Here is a 16,547-nt window from a genome sequence, read left to right as displayed (position 1 = left end):
GAAAATTAAGGCATCACCGGCGGCAAATATTTAAGCGTCGTGCCCAACGCCCACAGCAGGAACAACACCAGCGGCGTATGCACCAGCAACTGCACAAACGAAAAGCCGATCAAGTCCCGCGCCTTCAGCCCCAGCACGCCCAGCAGCGGCAGCATATAGAACGGGTTGATCAGGTTCGGCAGCGCTTCGGCGGCGTTGTAGATCTGCACCGCCCAGCCCAGGTGATATTCCAGGTCATTGGCGACCTGCATCACGTACGGCGCCTCGATGATCCACTTGCCGCCGCCCGACGGGATAAAGAAGCCCAGCACCGCCGAGTACACGCCCATCAACAGCGCGTAGGTGTCGTGGGACGCGATCGAGGTGAAGAAGGTCGAAATATGGTGCGCCAGGGTCGCGCCGTCACTGCCTTTCACCACGGTCATCAACGCCGCAATCGAGCCATACAACGGGAACTGGATCAGCACCCCGGTGGTGGTCGGCACCGCACGGGCCACTGCATCGAGGAAGCTGCGCGGGCGCCAGTGCAGCAACGCACCCACCATCAGGAACAGGAAGTTATAGGTGTTGAGCCCCGAGATCGCGCTGATCGCCGGCTTGGTCGAAAACTCATGGAACAGCCACCCGGCCGCCAACAACGCCAGCAGGATGGTCAGCAACGGGCTGTGTTCCAGCCATTCGCCCGGGCGGGTTGGCGGATGCGGCTTGGGCAGGTTGAAGGCCGGGTCGACCCCGCAGGCCTTGGCATCACGGGCGGAGTTCGGCCCGGGCGCGGTGGCGTAGGCGATGATCAGTGAGACCACGATCAGTGCCAGCAACAGCACGCCGGATTGCCACAGAAAGATCGTCTCCGTGAACGGAATCATCCCGGTGATCGACAGAATCGACGGCGGCAAACTGGCCGGGTTGGCCTGCAACTGCGCCGCGGACGACGACAGCCCCAGCGCCCAAACGGCACCGAGACCGAGGTAGGCCGCAGCACCGGCCGCGCGATAGTCCATGCGCAAATCCGTACGACGGGCCAGTGCACGCACCAGCAAACCGCCGAACACCAAAGACAGGCCCCAGTTGAGCAACGAGGCAACCATCGAAATCAGCGCCACCCACGCCACCGCAGAGCGGCCGTTCTTCGGGATGCGCGCTAGGCGGTCGATCAGTTTCACGGCGGGTGGGGAGCTGGCGACCACGTAGCCGCCAATCACCACAAAGGCCATTTGCATGGTGAACGGGATCAAACTCCAGAAACCGTCACCAAACGCCTTGGCGGCCTCGGTCGGCGCGGCGCCCATGCCCAGGGTCGCCACCGCGACAATAATCACGGCGAGGGCGGCAAACACCCAGGAGTCCGGGAACCAGCGCTCGGCGAAGTTTGAACAACGCAGGGCAAATCGGGCGTAGCGGCTGTCTTCGATAGCATCGGCCACGTTCAGTACCTCTATTTGTATTTATTATGGGGGGCGGCAGTTTTGCTGCATGTTCCTCTACGGCTATTCATTTGGGAATGTAGTTATCTTCATTGATCAATGAGTAAAGCAAATATATCCAGCGCGATTGCCTTCACTCGGGCCAGCTCATAACCTGCATTCCATTTTGTTTGCCTGCCGAGCTTTTCCATGACTGCCACCTCTTATCCACAGGCGCAGCGTTTCTCCCGCTCCGACTACAAAACCCTGGGCCTGGCCGCCCTGGGCGGGGCCCTGGAAATCTACGACTTCATCATCTTCGTATTTTTCGCGCTGACCCTCAGCCAGCTGTTCTTCCCGCCGGAAATGCCCGAGTGGCTTCGCCTGCTGCAAAGCTTCGGCATCTTCGTCACGGGCTACCTCGCACGCCCGCTGGGCGGGATCCTGATGGCGCACTTCGCCGATCACCTGGGGCGCAAACGGGTGTTCAGCCTGAGCATCCTGATGATGGCGCTGCCGTGCCTGCTGATCGGGATCATGCCCACCTACGCACAAATCGGTTATTTCGCGCCCTTGATCCTGCTGGCGCTGCGCATCCTCCAGGGCGCGGCGGTGGGCGGGGAGGTACCCAGTGCCTGGGTGTTTGTCGCCGAACACGCCCCGGATAATCATCGCGGCTATGCCCTCGGCTTCCTGCAAGCCGGGCTGACCTTCGGCTACCTGCTCGGCGCGCTGACGGCGACGCTGCTGGCGCAAGTCTTCACCCCGGCCGAAATCCTCGACTACGCCTGGCGCTTCCCGTTCCTGCTGGGCGGCGTGTTTGGTGTGATCGGTGTCTGGCTGCGACGCTGGCTCAGCGAAACCCCGGTATTCCTCCAGATGCAGGCCCGCCGCCAGGCCGGCGCCGAACTGCCCCTGCGCACCGTCTTGCGGGAGCACCGCAGCGCGCTGCTGCCGGCGATGATCCTCACCTGCGTACTGACCTCGGCGGTCGTGGTGCTGGTGGTCATCACCCCGACCATGATGCAGAAAACCTTCGGCATGAGCCCCGGCCACACGTTCGCCCTGAGCGCGCTGGGCATCGTGTTCCTGAACATCGGTTGTGTGCTGGCCGGGCTGCTGGTGGACCGCATCGGCGCCTGGCGTGCGGTGTTGGTCTACAGCCTGTTGCTGCCGGTGGGGATTGCCGTGCTCTATGCGAGCCTGATTGCGGGCGGTGTGTGGTTGGGCGCGGCGTATGCGATTGCCGGCTTGAGTTGCGGGGTGGTGGGCGCGGTGCCGTCGGTGATGGTCAGCCTGTTCCCGGCGCAGGTGCGGGTGTCGGGAATCTCCTTCACCTACAACATTGCCTATGCACTGTGGGCGAGTACCACACCGCTGATGTTGATCGCATTGATGCCCTCCAGCCCGTGGATCTGCGTGGTTTATTGCGTGGTAATGGGCGCGGTGGGCGCAGTGAGTGCGGCGCATTTTGGCAAGCGCCAACCCACCTGATCGTTCCCACGCTCTGCGTGGGAACGCCTCCCTGGACGCTCCGCGTCTGCTCTTGTGACGCGGAGCGTCTCGGATGCATTCCCACGCGGAGCGTGGGAACGATCATTACGTCAGGAAGTGCCACATCAGCAATGTGCCCACCAGGCCCACCACCGACACGATGGTCTGCAACACCGACCACACCCAGATCGTCTGCTTCAACTGCAAGCCGAAGTACTCCCGCACCATCCAGAAGCCGGCATCGTTGACGTGGCAGAAGAACACCGAGCCGGCACCAATCGCCAGCGCGACCAGTGAGCTTTGCGTCGCCGCCAACCCCGCCATCATCGGCGCCAGGATGCCCGCCGTTGTCGTGGTGGCGACGGTCGCCGACCCCGTCGCCTGACGCAACGCCACCGCAATCAACCAGGCCAGCAACAGGTACGGCATGTGCGCGCCTTCGGCCACCTTGCTGATGGTCTGGCTCACGCCGGCATCCAGCAGGGTTTGCTTCAACCCGCCGCCCGCGCCGATGGTCAGCAACAGCACCGCGATCGGCGCCAGCGCCTTGCGCAAGGTATTGCCGACATCGGCCCGCGGCATGCCGCTGGCCCAGCCCAGGCAAATCACTGCGGCAATCACCGCCAGGCCCAGCGCGATCAACGGCTCACCGAGGAATTTCAAGGTCAGTGCCACCGGGCTTTCCGGCGACATGGCAACCTTGGCCAGGGTGCTGCCGAGCATCAGGATCACCGGCAACAAAATGATCAGCAGCGACACACCAAAGCTCGGCTGACGCGGCGCCTTGGGCGGTGCACTGAACAGCGCGCCAATGTCGGCCGGCTCGTCCACGTGCATGCGCTTGGACAGCCAGTTGCCGTACAGCGGGCCCGCCAGAATCACGGCCGGTACTGCCAGGCAGAAGCCCAGCAACATGGTCAGGCCCAGGTCGGCGTGCAATGCGCCCACCGCAATCAGTGGCCCCGGATGTGGCGGCATCAAAGCGTGCAAGGTGGTCATGCCCGCCAGCGCCGGGATCGCGATTTTCAGCAGCGGCTGGTTCGAACGTTTGGCCATCACAAAGATGATCGGCACCATCATCACCAGACCCACTTCGAAGAACAGCGGCAAGCCAATCACCATCGCCACCAGCGCCATCACCCAGGGCAACGACTTGCCCTTGCCCAACCCCAGCAGGGTGGTGGCGATACGGTCGGCAGCGCCGGACTCAGCCATCAACGCGCCGAGCATCGAGCCCAGGGCAATGATGATCCCGGCTTCACCGAGGATCGCCCCGGCGCCTTTGCTGAACGCCTTGGCCACTTCTTCCGGCGGCAAGCCGGCGCCGACACCGGCGATAAACGTACCGATCAGGATCGACAGGAAGGGCGGCAGCTTGGTCGCACTGATCAACACAATGATGCTGGCGATGGCCAGTAATACGCAGAACATGAGGCGGGTGTCGTGAACCATCCACGCGGCAGTCGATAGCTCCAAAACGGGACTCCTTATCGAACAGGTTGGCTAATATGTTTCTTTTTGTTTCCTGCTCGAAAAGCATACCTGATACAACGGTTCCAGAGCGTTCATGTTCAATTTTGGTGCGCATGGCGTAACGCCCAACTGACGGCAGGATGACAATTTCGCAACCCATGCCGGTGGTTTTGACCTATAGCTCTATGATCAACCGGACCACGACCCACGAGGACATTTCATGAGTGCAGGACACAGCCACGCCCAAGTACGCGCCGGCCATGAACGGCTGTTATGGATCGCATTGGCACTCACCGGCAGCTTTATGATTGCCGAGGTGATCGGCGCCTTTATCACCGGCAGCCTGGCGCTGTTGTCCGACGCCGCGCACATGATGACCGACGCCTTGGCGCTAGGGATTTCCCTGGTAGCGATCCAGGTGGCCAAGCGCGCCGCCGACCGCAAGCGCACGTTCGGCTATGCGCGGTTCGAGATTCTGGCTGCCGCGTTTAATGCGTTGCTGCTGTTCGGTGTGGCGTTCTACATCCTTTACGAGGCGTATCAACGCTTGCAGGCGCCGGCCGAGATCCAGTCCACCGGCATGCTGGTGATCGCGGTGCTGGGGCTGATCGTCAACCTGATTTCCATGCGATTACTGAGTGCGGCCAGCGGCGAAAGCCTGAATGTGAAGGGCGCTTACCTGGAGGTCTGGAGCGACATGCTCGGCTCTGTGGGCGTGATCATTGCGGCGCTGGTGATCATGTACACGGGCTGGGGCTGGGTGGATTCGGTGGTGGCGGCGGCGATTGGCTTCTGGGTGCTGCCACGCACCTGGACGCTGCTCAAGGAAAGCATGAACGTGCTGCTGCAAGGCGTGCCGGACGGCATCGACATCGACAAGGTGGAACAGGCAATTCGCGGCGTTCCCGGGGTCAAGGATGTGCACGACCTGCACATCTGGGCCCTCACCAGCGGCAAAAATGTGCTGAGCACTCACTTGGTGGCGGATTCGGCGCAAGGCACCGAGCAACAGATCCTCAGCCAGGTGACGGAGTTACTGCATGAACAATTCGATATTTCCCACGCCACGATCCAGATCGAAGGCGAAGGTTTTCAGCATGACGAGCACGACGAGGTGCACGCCTGACCGTCATTCACGGTCTTCCAGCACATAACCCACGCCGCGCAAGGTATGGATCAACTTGCGCTCGAACGGGTCATCGATCTTCGCCCGCAGACGGCGGATCGACACTTCCACCACATTGGTGTCGCAATCAAAGTTCATGTCCCATACGAACGAGATGATCTGCGTGCGGGACAGCACCACGCCGCTCTGACGCATCAGCAAATGCAGCAGGGCGAACTCCTTGGTGGTCAGGTCGATGCGCTGCAAGCCGCGAAACGCCCGATGGCGGCCCTGGTCCAGTTCCAGGTCGGCCACCCGCAACACATCCGGCACCGGCGAGTGCACGCTGCGGCGCATCAAGGTCCGCACGCGCGCGAGCAATTCGGGGAATTCAAACGGCTTGACCAGGTAATCATCGGCGCCCAAGTCCAGGCCCTTGATCCGGTCGGCGAGGCGGCCCTGGGCGGTCAGCATCATGATCCGCGTGCTGCTGTTCTGGCGGATGCGTTGCAACACATCCCAGCCATCCATCAACGGCAAATTGACGTCGAGCATCACCAGGTCATAGGCATGCTGGCGAGACAAATGCAGGCCGTCGGCACCGGTGGCGGCACAGTCGACGATATAGCCACTTTCGCTCAATCCCTGATGTAAATAATCGGCGGTTTTAGGTTCGTCTTCGATGACCAGAATACGCATGTCGGGGATCCCGCTGGGCAGTGGAAAGTTGCCGGGAGCTTAAAGCAAAAGCCCGTGGTAGAGCCGTTGCTAACGGATTTGTAATGTTCTGGCCACTCCTCTGATAAGTACTGAAAGTTACATTGCCCACCTGTTAATTCATGGGCATGGAACTCTGGTTATGCCAACTTTTATAAGCACGTTCATTGGGCCCGCCGTTCTATTGCTGATAACGGTTCAGGGCGTCAATGCGCAAACCCTGACCCTCGAATCGGCCCTGCAAACCGCCTTCGCCAACAACCCGGATATGGCCGCTGCACAGTGGGAAATCGACATCGCCCAGGGCGGTCGCCAACAGGCCGGTTTGATCCCGAATCCGGTCGCCTCCTGGGATGCCGAAGACACCCGCCGCAACTCGCGCACCACCACCGTCAAACTGAGCCAGACCCTGGAACTGGGTGGCAAGCGCGGCGCCCGGATTGATGTCGCCACCCGCGCCCAGGAAGCCGCGGCACTGACCCTGGAGCAGCGCCGCAACGGGCTGCGGGCGGATGTTATCGACGGTTACTACGGCGCGCTTCGGGCCCAGGAACGCCTCGACTTGGCCCAGCGCTCATTGGCATTGGCCGAGCGCGGCCTGGTGGTTGCCAACGGTCGCGTCACTGCCGGCAAATCGTCCCCGGTGGAAGCCACCCGCGCCCAGGTGCAACTCTCGGAAATTCGCCTCGAATTCAACCGCGCGCAGATGGGCCTGACCGACGCCTATCGCCGCCTCGCCGCCAGTACCGGCGCGGCCAGTACCGACTTCCAGGCGGTCGCCCCCCAAGCCCAAGCGGCACCTGCTTTACCGCCGACCGCGCAGTTGCTCGGGCGCCTGGAGCAAACCGTCGAACTGCGCCTGGCCGAGCTGCAAATCGTCCAGGGCGAGGCAGCCCTTGGCCTGGAAAAGGCCCAGCGCATTCCCGATCTCGACGTGTCCATCGGCAGCCAGTACGACGCCAGCGTGCGCGAGCGGGTCAACGTGGTGGGCGTGTCGATGCCAATCCCGCTGTTCAACCGCAACCAGGGCAACGTGCTCGCTGCCAGTCGCCGTGCCGACCAGGCCCGCGACCTGCGCAACGCCGCCGAACTGCGCCTGCGCACCGAAACCCGCCAGGCCCTGGACCTTTGGCAAACCGCGAATACCGAAGTGCGTTCGTTCAACCAACAGATCCTGCCCGCCGCCCAAAGCGCGGTGGACAGCGCCACCCGTGGCTTCGAGATGGGCAAGTTCAACTTCCTCGAAGTGCTCGACGCCCAGCGCACCTTGATTGCGGCCCGCACCCAATACCTCGCGGCGACCGCCCAGGCCACTGAAGCCTGGGTGCGTATCGAACGGATTTACGGCGACCTCGCCCGGTTTTGAATTTCCAGGAGCGTTCCATGAACAACACACAAAGTAAGGCGCTGGCCATCGCGCTGGGGCTGATGCTGGCGTGGCCGGCCACCAGCATGGCGGCTGAGGCGGAAGAAGAAGGCAAGCTCGAGCTGACCGAACAGCAGGTCCAGGCCGCCGGCATTCAACTCGCTCCGGCGCAATCCCGGCAGATCAGCACCGTGCTTTCACTGCCAGGCGAGGTGCGTTTCGACGAGGACCGCACCTCCCACATCGTCCCGCGTGCCGCTGGCGTAGTGGAGTCGGTGAAGGTCAACCTCGGCCAATCGGTAAAGAAGGGCGAGCTGTTGGCGGTGATCGCCAGCCAGCAGATTTCCGATCAGCGCAGTGAACTGGCGGCCAGCGAACGCCGGGTTGTGCTGGCCCGCACCACCTTCCAGCGCGAGCGCCAGTTATGGCAGGACAAGATCTCCGCCGAACAGGATTACCTGCTGGCGCGCCAGGCGCTGCAAGAGGCCGAAATCGCTCTGAACAATGCCCGGCAAAAGATGAACGCCCTGAGCGGCAGCGCCGTATTGGTCGGCGGCAATCGCTACGAATTGCGTGCGCCATTTGACGGCGTAGTGGTGGAAAAACACCTGGGTGTCGGTGAAGTGGTGAGCGAGACCAGCAACGCCTTCACCCTCTCGGACCTGTCCCAGGTGTGGGTCACCTTCGGCGTGTTCCCCAAGGATTTGAACAAGGTCCGAGTCGGCAAACCGGTGAAGGTCACCTCCTCGGAAATGGGCACCGAAGTGCTGGGTACCGTGGCCTATGTCGGCAACTTGCTGGGGGAGCAAACCCGCACGGCCACCGTGCGCGTCACGGTGCCGAACCCCGATGCCTCGTGGCGTCCAGGGCTGTTCGTCTCCGTGCAAGTTGCCACCGACACTTACCAGGCCAAAATCACGGTCCCCCAGGAAGCGATCCAGACCGTCGAAGACAAGCCCTCGGTGTTCGTGCGCACCGGCGACGGCTTCATGACCCGGCATATCGAACTGGGCGTCAGCGAAAACGGTTTCGTCGAAGTCCGCCAGGGCCTCGACGCCGGCGCGCAGGTGGCCACCGTCGGCAGCTTCATCCTCAAGTCCGAGTTGGGCAAGGCCTCGGCCGAGCACGCCCATTGACCCTGCGAGTGATTTCCCATGTTTGAGCGCCTTATCCAATTTGCCATCGAGCAGCGCATCATCGTGCTGCTGGCGGTGCTGTTGATGGCCGGTGTCGGCATCGCCAGTTATCAGAAATTGCCCATCGACGCAGTGCCGGATATCACCAACGTCCAGGTGCAGATCAACTCGGCGGCAGCGGGGTTTTCGCCGCTGGAAACCGAACAGCGCATCACCTTTCCCATCGAGACCGCCATGGCCGGGCTGCCGGGCTTGCAGCAGACACGCTCGCTGTCGCGCTCGGGCTTGTCCCAGGTCACGGTGATTTTCAAGGATGGCACTGATCTGTTCTTCGCCCGCCAATTGGTCAACGAACGCTTGCAGGTGGCGCGCGAGCAATTGCCCGATGACATCGAAACCATGATGGGGCCGGTTTCCACCGGGCTCGGGGAAATTTTCCTGTGGACCGTGGAGGCGAAAGACGGCGCGCGCAAGGAGGACGGCTCCGCCTACACGCCGACCGACCTGCGGGTGATCCAGGACTGGATCATCAAGCCGCAACTGCGCAACGTGCCGGGCGTGGCCGAGATCAATACCATCGGCGGCTTTGCCAAGGAATACCAGATCGCCCCGGACCCCAAGCGCCTGGCGGCTTACAACCTGACCTTGGGCGACCTGGTCACGGCGCTGGAGCGCAACAATGCCAACGTCGGCGCCGGGTACATCGAGCGTAGCGGCGAGCAATTGCTGATCCGTGCGCCGGGGCAAGTCGCGTCCATCGACGACATCGCCAACATCGTGATCACCACCTCCGACGGTACGCCGATTCGGGTGCGCAACGTCGCTCAGGTCGACATTGGCCGCGAGCTGCGTACCGGTGCCGCCACGGAAAATGGCCGCGAAGTGGTGCTGGGCACCGTGTTCATGCTGATCGGTGAAAACAGTCGCACCGTGTCCCAGGCCGTCGCGAAAAAACTCGAAGAGATCAACCGTTCGCTGCCTGAAGGTGTGGTCGCCGTCACCGTCTACGACCGTACCAACCTGGTGGAAAAAGCCATCAGCACCGTGAAGAAAAACCTCTTCGAAGGGGCACTGCTGGTGGTGGCGGTGCTGTTCCTGTTCCTGGGTAATATCCGCGCCGCACTGATCACCGCGATGGTGATTCCGCTTGCGATGTTGTTCACCTTTACCGGGATGTTTACCAACAAGGTCAGCGCCAACCTGATGAGCCTCGGCGCGTTGGATTTCGGGATTATCGTCGATGGTGCGGTGGTGATCGTCGAGAACGCCATCCGCCGCCTGGCCCATGCCCAGCAGCGCTACGGGCGATTGTTGACCCGCAGCGAGCGCCTGCATGAAGTGTTCGCGGCGGCCAAGGAAGCGCGGCGCGCGCTGATCTTCGGGCAACTGATCATCATGGTGGTGTACCTGCCGATCTTCGCCCTCACCGGGGTGGCCGGGAAGATGTTCCACCCGATGGCGTTCACCGTGGTGATCGCGCTGCTGGGGGCGATGATTCTGTCCGTGACCTTCGTACCGGCAGCGATTGCGCTGTTCGTCACCGGTAAGGTCAAGGAAGAAGAAAACCTGGTGATGCGCACCGCACGTCGCGTCTACGCGCCGGTGCTGGATTGGGTGATGGCGCGCCGCCCGTTGGTGTTCGGCCTGGCGGTGCTGACCATCGTGGTGTCGGGGGCGGTGGCCAGTCGCATGGGCAGCGAATTTATCCCCAGCCTGAGCGAGGGCGACTTTGCCCTGCAGGCCATGCGTGTTCCGGGCACCAGCCTCACGCAGTCGGTGCACATGCAGCAGCAACTGGAAAAAACCTTGATGGCCGAGGTGCCGGAAATCGAGCGGGTATTCGCCCGCACCGGCACCGCGGAAATCGCCTCCGACCCGATGCCGCCGAACATCTCCGACAGCTACGTGATGCTCAAGCCCAAGGACCAGTGGCCCGACCCGAAGAAATCCCGCGAGGCGATCATCGCCGACATCCAGCGCGCCAGTGCGATTGTGCCGGGCAGCGTGTATGAACTGTCGCAACCGATCCAGCTGCGCTTCAACGAGCTGATTTCCGGGGTGCGCAGCGACGTGGCGGTGAAGGTGTTCGGTGATGATATGGCGGTGCTCAACAAGACCGCCGGGGAAATCGCCGAGACCTTGCAAACCCTCAAGGGCGCCTCGGAAGTGAAGGTGGAACAGACCTCCGGCTTGCCGGTGCTGACCATCAATATCGACCGCGACAAGGCCGCGCGCTTTGGCCTGAACGTGGGCGATGTGCAAGACACGATTGCCGTCGCCGTGGGTGGGCGCCAGGCCGGGACGATGTACGAAGGCGACCGGCGTTTCGACATGGTCGTGCGTTTGTCCGACGCCCTGCGTACCGATATCGAAGGCCTGTCGCGGTTGCTGATCCCGATTCCGGCGCTGGCGAATAGCGCGGCAGGGCAGTTGGGGTTTATCGCGCTGTCGGAAGTCGCCAGCCTGGACCTGGTGCTCGGCCCCAACCAGATCAGCCGCGAAAACGGCAAGCGCCTGGTGATCGTCAGCGCCAACGTGCGTGGGCGGGATATCGGTTCGTTTGTTGAAGAAGCCGGGACGGCTATCGGCACCCAGGTGAAAATTCCTGCGGGCTACTGGACCAGTTGGGGCGGCCAGTTCGAGCAGTTGAAGGAAGCCTCCGAGCGCCTGCGCATCGTGGTGCCGGTGGCGTTGCTGCTGGTGTTCGGGCTGTTGTTCATGATGTTCAACAACCTCAAGGACGGGCTGCTGGTGTTCACCGGGATTCCCTTCGCATTGACCGGCGGAATCATGGCGCTGTGGCTGCGGGATATTCCGCTGTCGATCTCGGCGGGCGTGGGCTTTATCGCGCTGTCGGGGGTGGCGGTGCTTAACGGGCTGGTGATGATCGCGTTCATCCGTAGCCTGCGGGAGGAGGGGCGTTCACTGTCGGCGGCGATCAACGAAGGCGCCCTGACGCGTTTGCGCCCGGTATTGATGACGGCCCTGGTGGCCTCCCTCGGGTTTATTCCCATGGCCCTCGCCACCGGCACCGGCGCTGAAGTGCAGCGCCCGTTGGCGACGGTGGTGATAGGCGGGATCATTTCGTCGACGCTGCTTACCCTGCTGGTATTGCCGGCGCTGTATCACTGGGCGCATCGGCGTGAAGAGCAGGAAGACCGCCTGATGCCTGACCAATAACCTGTGGCGAGGGAGCAAGCTCCCTCGCCACAATGGTTTATTGACAGATAGCGTTGGCATGAAGGGGAAACACCAACCGAAACACAGTGAAATCTCCGGGCTCGCTGCTGACTTCTGCCCGGCCTTGATGCAGGGTCATGATCGACCGCACGATGGCCAGCCCCAGCCCGGTCCCCCCTTCGGAGCGAGCGCGGCTGCTGTCGACGCGGTAGAAGCGTTCGAACAGGTTCGGCAGGTGTTGCGCTTCAATCCCGGGGCCGGGGTTGCCCACCGACAGCGACACTTGCTGCCCGTGGGTTTCCACCCGCACCGAAACCGCGGAGGCGTGGGGTGTATGACGGATGGCATTGGACAGCAAATTGGAAATCGCCCGCTGAATCATCAAGCGGTCGCCATGCACGGACGCATCGCCGTCGAGGCTCAGGGTCAATTGCTTGTCTTCGGCACTCAAGGCAAACAGCTCCATCACCCGGCGCGCTTCATCGGCCAGGGACACCGGCGCAAACGAAACCCGCGCCGCAGGGTGGCTGACCTGTGCCAGGAACAGCATGTCGGAGACGATCCGCGCCAAGCGCTCCATCTCTTCAGTGCTGGATTCCAGCACCGCTTTGTACTCCTGCGGCGGGCGCTCCCGGGACAACGTCACCTGGGCCTTGCCCATCAAGTTGGTCAGCGGCGCGCGCAGCTCATGGGCCAGGTCATCGGAGAACTGCGACAGCTGCTGCACGCCGCCGTCCAGGCGCTGCAACATGAAGTTGATGCCTTGCGCCAACTCGCCCAGCTCCTTGGGCAAGTTATCCACAGCCAGGCGGTGGGTCATGTCCTGCGTGGTGACTTTTGCGGCGACGCGGCTGAACTGCTGCAGCGGCGCCAGCCCGCGTTGCACCACCCACCAGGCGCCGATGCCGATCAGCAGCAACAGCAGCGGCAGGGCGATCACGGTGGAACGCAGGTACGCACTGAGCAGCGCCTGATCGTCCCGGCGATCCAGCGATAACAGGACCCGCACGCGTTCACCGCTGGCCAGGCGCATCAGGCTGGAGGCACTCAGCACTTGATTACCATTGGTGTCATCCCAGTTCAGGTAACCGAGGTTTTGGGACGGGGCGAAGTCGGTCAGCAACGGTTCCTGTGGCTTGGCGCCGACACTGAGCAGCACCACTTCATCGGGCGCGGTGCCAACGATGGTCAGGTAGAAATTATCGTGCCCCATCACCAGGTCCATCAGCGAGTGCGGGCGGGCGCGGATGTCGCGGGTGTCCAGGCCGAGGGCGAGGCTGTGCTGGATCTGTTCCATTTTGCTTTCCAGGCCCTTGCGCGCCAGTTTCTCCAGCTCGTGAGTCAGGGCCAGGTACGCCAAGGTCGCGAGCAACACCACCAGGCCGGCGCCCATCAGGCTCACCGTCAGCCCCAGGCGCATCGACAGGCTGCTGGCTTTCATTGGCGGGCCTCCAGCACATAACCCACGCCGCGAATGGTATGGATCAGCTTGACGTCGCTCTGGTCATCGACCTTGGCCCGCAAGCGGCTGATGGAGACTTCCACCACGTTGGTGTCGCAGTCGAAATTCATGTCCCAGACCAGGGAAATAATCTGCGTGCGGGTCAGTACTTCGCCGGACTGACGCATCAGCACATGCAGCAGCGCGAATTCCTTGGTGGTCAGGTCGATACGTCGGTTGCCGCGGTATGCGCGGTGGCGGCGTGGGTCCAGCTCCAGGTCCGACACCTGGAACACTTCCGGCACCGGTATGTGCTCACTGCGACGCAGCAGGGTGCGCACCCGGGCCAGCAACTCGGGAAACTCGAAGGGTTTGACCAGGTAATCATCGGCGCCCATGTCCAGGCCCTTGATCTTGTCGGCCAACCGGCCACGGGCCGTCAGCATCATCACCCGCTGGCTGCTGTCGCGGCGCAATTGCTCAAGCACTTCCCAGCCATCCTTGGCCGGCAGATTGACGTCGAGAATCACCAGTTCATAGGCGTGTTGCGCGGCCAGGTGCAGGCCGTCCACGCCGCTGGCTGCACAGTCGACCACGTAACCGCTTTCGGTCAGGCCCTGCTGCAGGTAGGCGGCGGTTTTTTGCTCGTCCTCAACCACAAGGATACGCATGGAGGATTTACCTTTTATTGATAGAGAGAGAGACTGTGATTCGGATTTTCCGAAGCCTGAAGGCTGAAGTAGCTACAGGGTCAACCGGGCAGTTTGTGACTGGTTGTTGCGCTGCAAAACCGGCAGGCAAAAAAAACGCCCCATGCGGGGCGTAAAAAATTCATCTCTTTCCAAAGGAGCTACACAAAAGCTTCAGAGATGAATGTGCTCGGTGTGCGCCGTTCAGATCGACTGCTTCTGTGCGTCGGCGGGCGCGGTCTCGGCCACGGACTGTTCGCCGTGGACCTGCTGCTGTTGCTGGCGGAACTCGGCGAGGAACTGCCGGGAACGGTCGGCACCGTCGTCGGCCAATGCGAGGCTGGAAGTGGCGCCGAGAAAACTGATCAATAACAAGTGAGAGGGCTTCATGACTGTTCTCCAAATAAGGCGTGTGCCGTTAGTTGTAGCCAGTATAAGAATCGCAACTTAACGAGAAGGTGAGGCGCATATTACAGTTCTGACAGGCTTCAAATTGTGAACAGATGTTAGTCAACGGCAAATGAATGTAAGCACCTGCCGTTGTGATCATTTAGAGAATCGCCAACGGATATTCGACAATCAGCCGAACTTCTTCCAAATCCGACTCAAAGGCACTTGAACGAACCGTCGCCTGGCGCAATCGCAGCGACAGGTCTTTCAAGTTGCCGCCCTGCACCACGTACTTGGCCTCGATATCCCGCTCCCAGCGGCGTTGGTCGGTCAACGGGTCGCCGGCCGCGTCACGGCGCATGTACACCGCGTTGGCGTTGCTGTAGTCGGCGCCGGTGCCTTTGCCGTAGCGGGTCATGAAGGTCAGCCCGGGAATGCCGAAGGCCTGCATGTCGAGGTTATAGGCGAGCATCCACGAGCGTTCCTTGGGCGAGTTGAAGTCGCTGTACTGGATCGAGTTGTTGAGGAAGATCGAGTCCGACATGCGCAGGTAGTCGAAGTCGTCATCACCGTTGTTGCGCTGGTGGGACAAGGCCAGGCTATGAGCGCCGACCTTGACCCCGATCCTGGCGCTCCAGATGTTGTTATCGAACTCGCCCAGGCGTTTCTTGCCCTCGTCCACCGCCTTGTAATAGTTGAAATCGCCAAACAGCGAAACCTCATCGTTCAGCGGGTAGCTGGCGGCGCTGCCGAAGTAGTACTGGTCCCAGGCATCCTTCAGGCGGCTGGTGTACAGGCTGACGCTGAGGTGTTTGTTCACCTGGTAGTCCCCACCGGCATAGCCGATCCAGGGTGAATCCACCTTGCCCGCATAAAACGTCGCAAAGCCTTTATCCATGCCGCTTTGGGTGGGCTGGCTCATACCGCTCAAATGTCCGGCCTGCAGGCTCAGGCCTTCAACGCTGGTGTTTTGCGCGGTGACGCCACGGAAACTTTCCGGCAACACCCGCGAGTCGCCATAGGCCACCACCGGGGTCAGCGGGAACACATCACCGGCCTTGATCACGGTATCCAGCAGGCGCATTTTTACGGCGCCGCCGAGCTTGCTGTAGCCGTCCTCGGGTTGGTTGTCGCTGTCTACCGGCAGCACGCCGAACGAGCCCTTGCCGCCGCTGCGGCCGGTGCCGGAGTCGAGTTTCAGGCCATACATCGCAAACGCGTCCAGGCCGAAGCCCACCGAGCCCTGAGTGAATCCGGACTCGAACTTGCCGATGAAACCCTGGGCCCAGGCTTCCGAGTAGCCATTGCCGGTGGGGCTCGACTGGCCCTTGCGATCGTCCCGGTTGAAGTAGAAGTTGCGGGCCAGCACGTTCAAGGTGCTGCCTTCGATAAATCCTTCGGATTTGTCTTCCACGGCCATGCCTGAAAGCGGGGTGAGCCCCGCCAGGGCGGCAATCATGGAAAGGGAAAGTGTACGGTTAGTACTCATGTAGCGCTCCTCGGTAGTGGCAGCTATTAGCTTCTTATCGATGGGGCATTCTTGTTTTAGTGGTGCCCGGGCAGATAGTTGCAAACACTAGATAACGACGAGGTGGCGCACAGATTACAATTTTGGAATTTCAACAGGACATAACGGATAAGTAATCTTTCGGTGAACTTTGCGACAGGCTTGGTTAGTTACTCTTGCTCTGAACTTTCAATCAATGAAATCAGACGAGGACGCCCTCATGAAGACCCTGAAAACCACTGTCGCTGCATTGGCCCTGATCTTTTCCGTCGGCGCGATGGCGGAAGGCGGCGGTGACCGCACCTTCGCCCAGATGATGCAAAACAACGAGCAAGCCATGGCCGCCTATGCCGCGAAAAAAGGCAAGGCGATGCCCGTGGTCCAGGACTATCGCTACGGCATGAAGCTGGACATTGCCAAGGTGGTCAACGTCACGCCGCCGATCCGTTCGTGCAACGCGGTACCGTCGCGCATGACCTATGAAGATTCCACCGGCAAGCTCAACACGCTCCAGTACCAGGTCATGGGCATCTGCCGTAACAACGGCAGTTGAGGGGCCGCAAAAATATAGTTGAGCAACGCACTAAAGCGCTCTTCAGAAAATGCCGGCAGCGCCGATGCAGGTCAGACCCACGTCCTTACTTGC

13 protein-coding genes are annotated in these 16,547 nt (G+C 61.7%); 6 read left to right on the top strand and 7 right to left on the bottom strand.

Annotation, left to right across the window (positions count from 1 at the left end; all coding sequences use genetic code 11):
• Positions 1 to 5: 5 nt before the first annotated feature.
• Positions 6 to 1,424, bottom strand: a complete 1,419-nt coding sequence (locus tag BLU46_RS11900) for a short-chain fatty acid transporter (protein ID WP_063033179.1) — start codon at positions 1,422 to 1,424, stop codon at positions 6 to 8.
• 189 nt (positions 1,425 to 1,613) lie between these two features.
• Between BLU46_RS11900 and BLU46_RS11895 the strand changes: the two genes are divergently transcribed.
• Positions 1,614 to 2,897, top strand: coding sequence for an MFS transporter (locus tag BLU46_RS11895; protein WP_093201911.1), 1,284 nt, complete (start codon positions 1,614 to 1,616; stop codon positions 2,895 to 2,897).
• Between the two features lie 105 nt (positions 2,898 to 3,002).
• Here BLU46_RS11895 and BLU46_RS11890 read toward each other — a convergent pair whose 3' ends face one another.
• On the bottom strand, positions 3,003 to 4,373 hold the full coding sequence (locus BLU46_RS11890; RefSeq protein WP_023659163.1) for a GntT/GntP/DsdX family permease: 1,371 nt from the start codon (positions 4,371 to 4,373) through the stop codon (positions 3,003 to 3,005).
• Between the two features lie 217 nt (positions 4,374 to 4,590).
• Here BLU46_RS11890 and BLU46_RS11885 point away from each other — a divergent pair, with 217 nt between their 5' ends.
• Positions 4,591 to 5,496, top strand: coding sequence for a cation diffusion facilitator family transporter (locus BLU46_RS11885; protein ID WP_063033176.1), 906 nt, complete (start codon positions 4,591 to 4,593; stop codon positions 5,494 to 5,496).
• 3 nt (positions 5,497 to 5,499) lie between these two features.
• On the opposite strand, the gene BLU46_RS11880 is transcribed toward BLU46_RS11885, so the two are convergent.
• Complete coding sequence (locus BLU46_RS11880; RefSeq protein WP_008437506.1) at positions 5,500 to 6,174, bottom strand: heavy metal response regulator transcription factor; 675 nt, start codon at positions 6,172 to 6,174, stop codon at positions 5,500 to 5,502.
• A 160-nt stretch (positions 6,175 to 6,334) separates the two neighbouring features.
• Here BLU46_RS11880 and BLU46_RS11875 point away from each other — a divergent pair, with 160 nt between their 5' ends.
• Genes BLU46_RS11875 through BLU46_RS11865 form a run of 3 tightly spaced genes read left to right on the top strand, consistent with a single transcriptional unit; the run spans position 6,335 to position 11,874 of the window.
• Complete coding sequence (locus tag BLU46_RS11875) at positions 6,335 to 7,558, top strand: TolC family protein (RefSeq protein ID WP_093201908.1); 1,224 nt, start codon at positions 6,335 to 6,337, stop codon at positions 7,556 to 7,558.
• A gap of 17 nt (positions 7,559 to 7,575) precedes the next feature.
• A complete protein-coding gene (locus BLU46_RS11870; protein ID WP_093201902.1) occupies positions 7,576 to 8,694 on the top strand; it encodes an efflux RND transporter periplasmic adaptor subunit in 1,119 nt (372 codons plus the stop codon).
• A gap of 18 nt (positions 8,695 to 8,712) precedes the next feature.
• Complete coding sequence (locus tag BLU46_RS11865) at positions 8,713 to 11,874, top strand: CusA/CzcA family heavy metal efflux RND transporter (RefSeq protein WP_093201893.1); 3,162 nt, start codon at positions 8,713 to 8,715, stop codon at positions 11,872 to 11,874.
• Positions 11,875 to 11,911: 37 nt separating this feature from the next.
• Here BLU46_RS11865 and BLU46_RS11860 read toward each other — a convergent pair whose 3' ends face one another.
• The 4 genes from BLU46_RS11860 to BLU46_RS11845 all read right to left on the bottom strand — a co-directional run bounded on the left by BLU46_RS11860 (position 11,912) and on the right by BLU46_RS11845 (position 15,883).
• Complete coding sequence (locus tag BLU46_RS11860) at positions 11,912 to 13,315, bottom strand: heavy metal sensor histidine kinase (protein ID WP_093201889.1); 1,404 nt, start codon at positions 13,313 to 13,315, stop codon at positions 11,912 to 11,914.
• Positions 13,312 to 13,986, bottom strand: a complete 675-nt coding sequence (locus BLU46_RS11855) for a heavy metal response regulator transcription factor (protein ID WP_063033171.1) — start codon at positions 13,984 to 13,986, stop codon at positions 13,312 to 13,314. Before BLU46_RS11855 ends, BLU46_RS11860 begins: the two co-directional genes overlap by 4 nt.
• Before the next feature lie 222 nt (positions 13,987 to 14,208).
• Positions 14,209 to 14,394, bottom strand: a complete 186-nt coding sequence (locus tag BLU46_RS11850) for a hypothetical protein (protein ID WP_076014925.1) — start codon at positions 14,392 to 14,394, stop codon at positions 14,209 to 14,211.
• Positions 14,395 to 14,554: 160 nt separating this feature from the next.
• Positions 14,555 to 15,883, bottom strand: coding sequence for an OprD family porin (locus BLU46_RS11845; RefSeq protein ID WP_093201884.1), 1,329 nt, complete (start codon positions 15,881 to 15,883; stop codon positions 14,555 to 14,557).
• Positions 15,884 to 16,121: 238 nt separating this feature from the next.
• On the opposite strand from BLU46_RS11845, the gene BLU46_RS11840 reads away from it, so the two are divergent.
• A complete protein-coding gene (locus BLU46_RS11840; RefSeq protein ID WP_063033168.1) occupies positions 16,122 to 16,454 on the top strand; it encodes a DUF2790 domain-containing protein in 333 nt (110 codons plus the stop codon).
• Positions 16,455 to 16,547: the final 93 nt, after the last annotated feature.

This window comes from Pseudomonas yamanorum (assembly GCF_900105735.1).
In the GTDB taxonomy this organism is placed as follows: Bacteria; Pseudomonadota; Gammaproteobacteria; order Pseudomonadales; family Pseudomonadaceae; genus Aquipseudomonas; species Aquipseudomonas yamanorum.
This window is presented reverse-complemented; position numbering and strand designations above follow the sequence as displayed.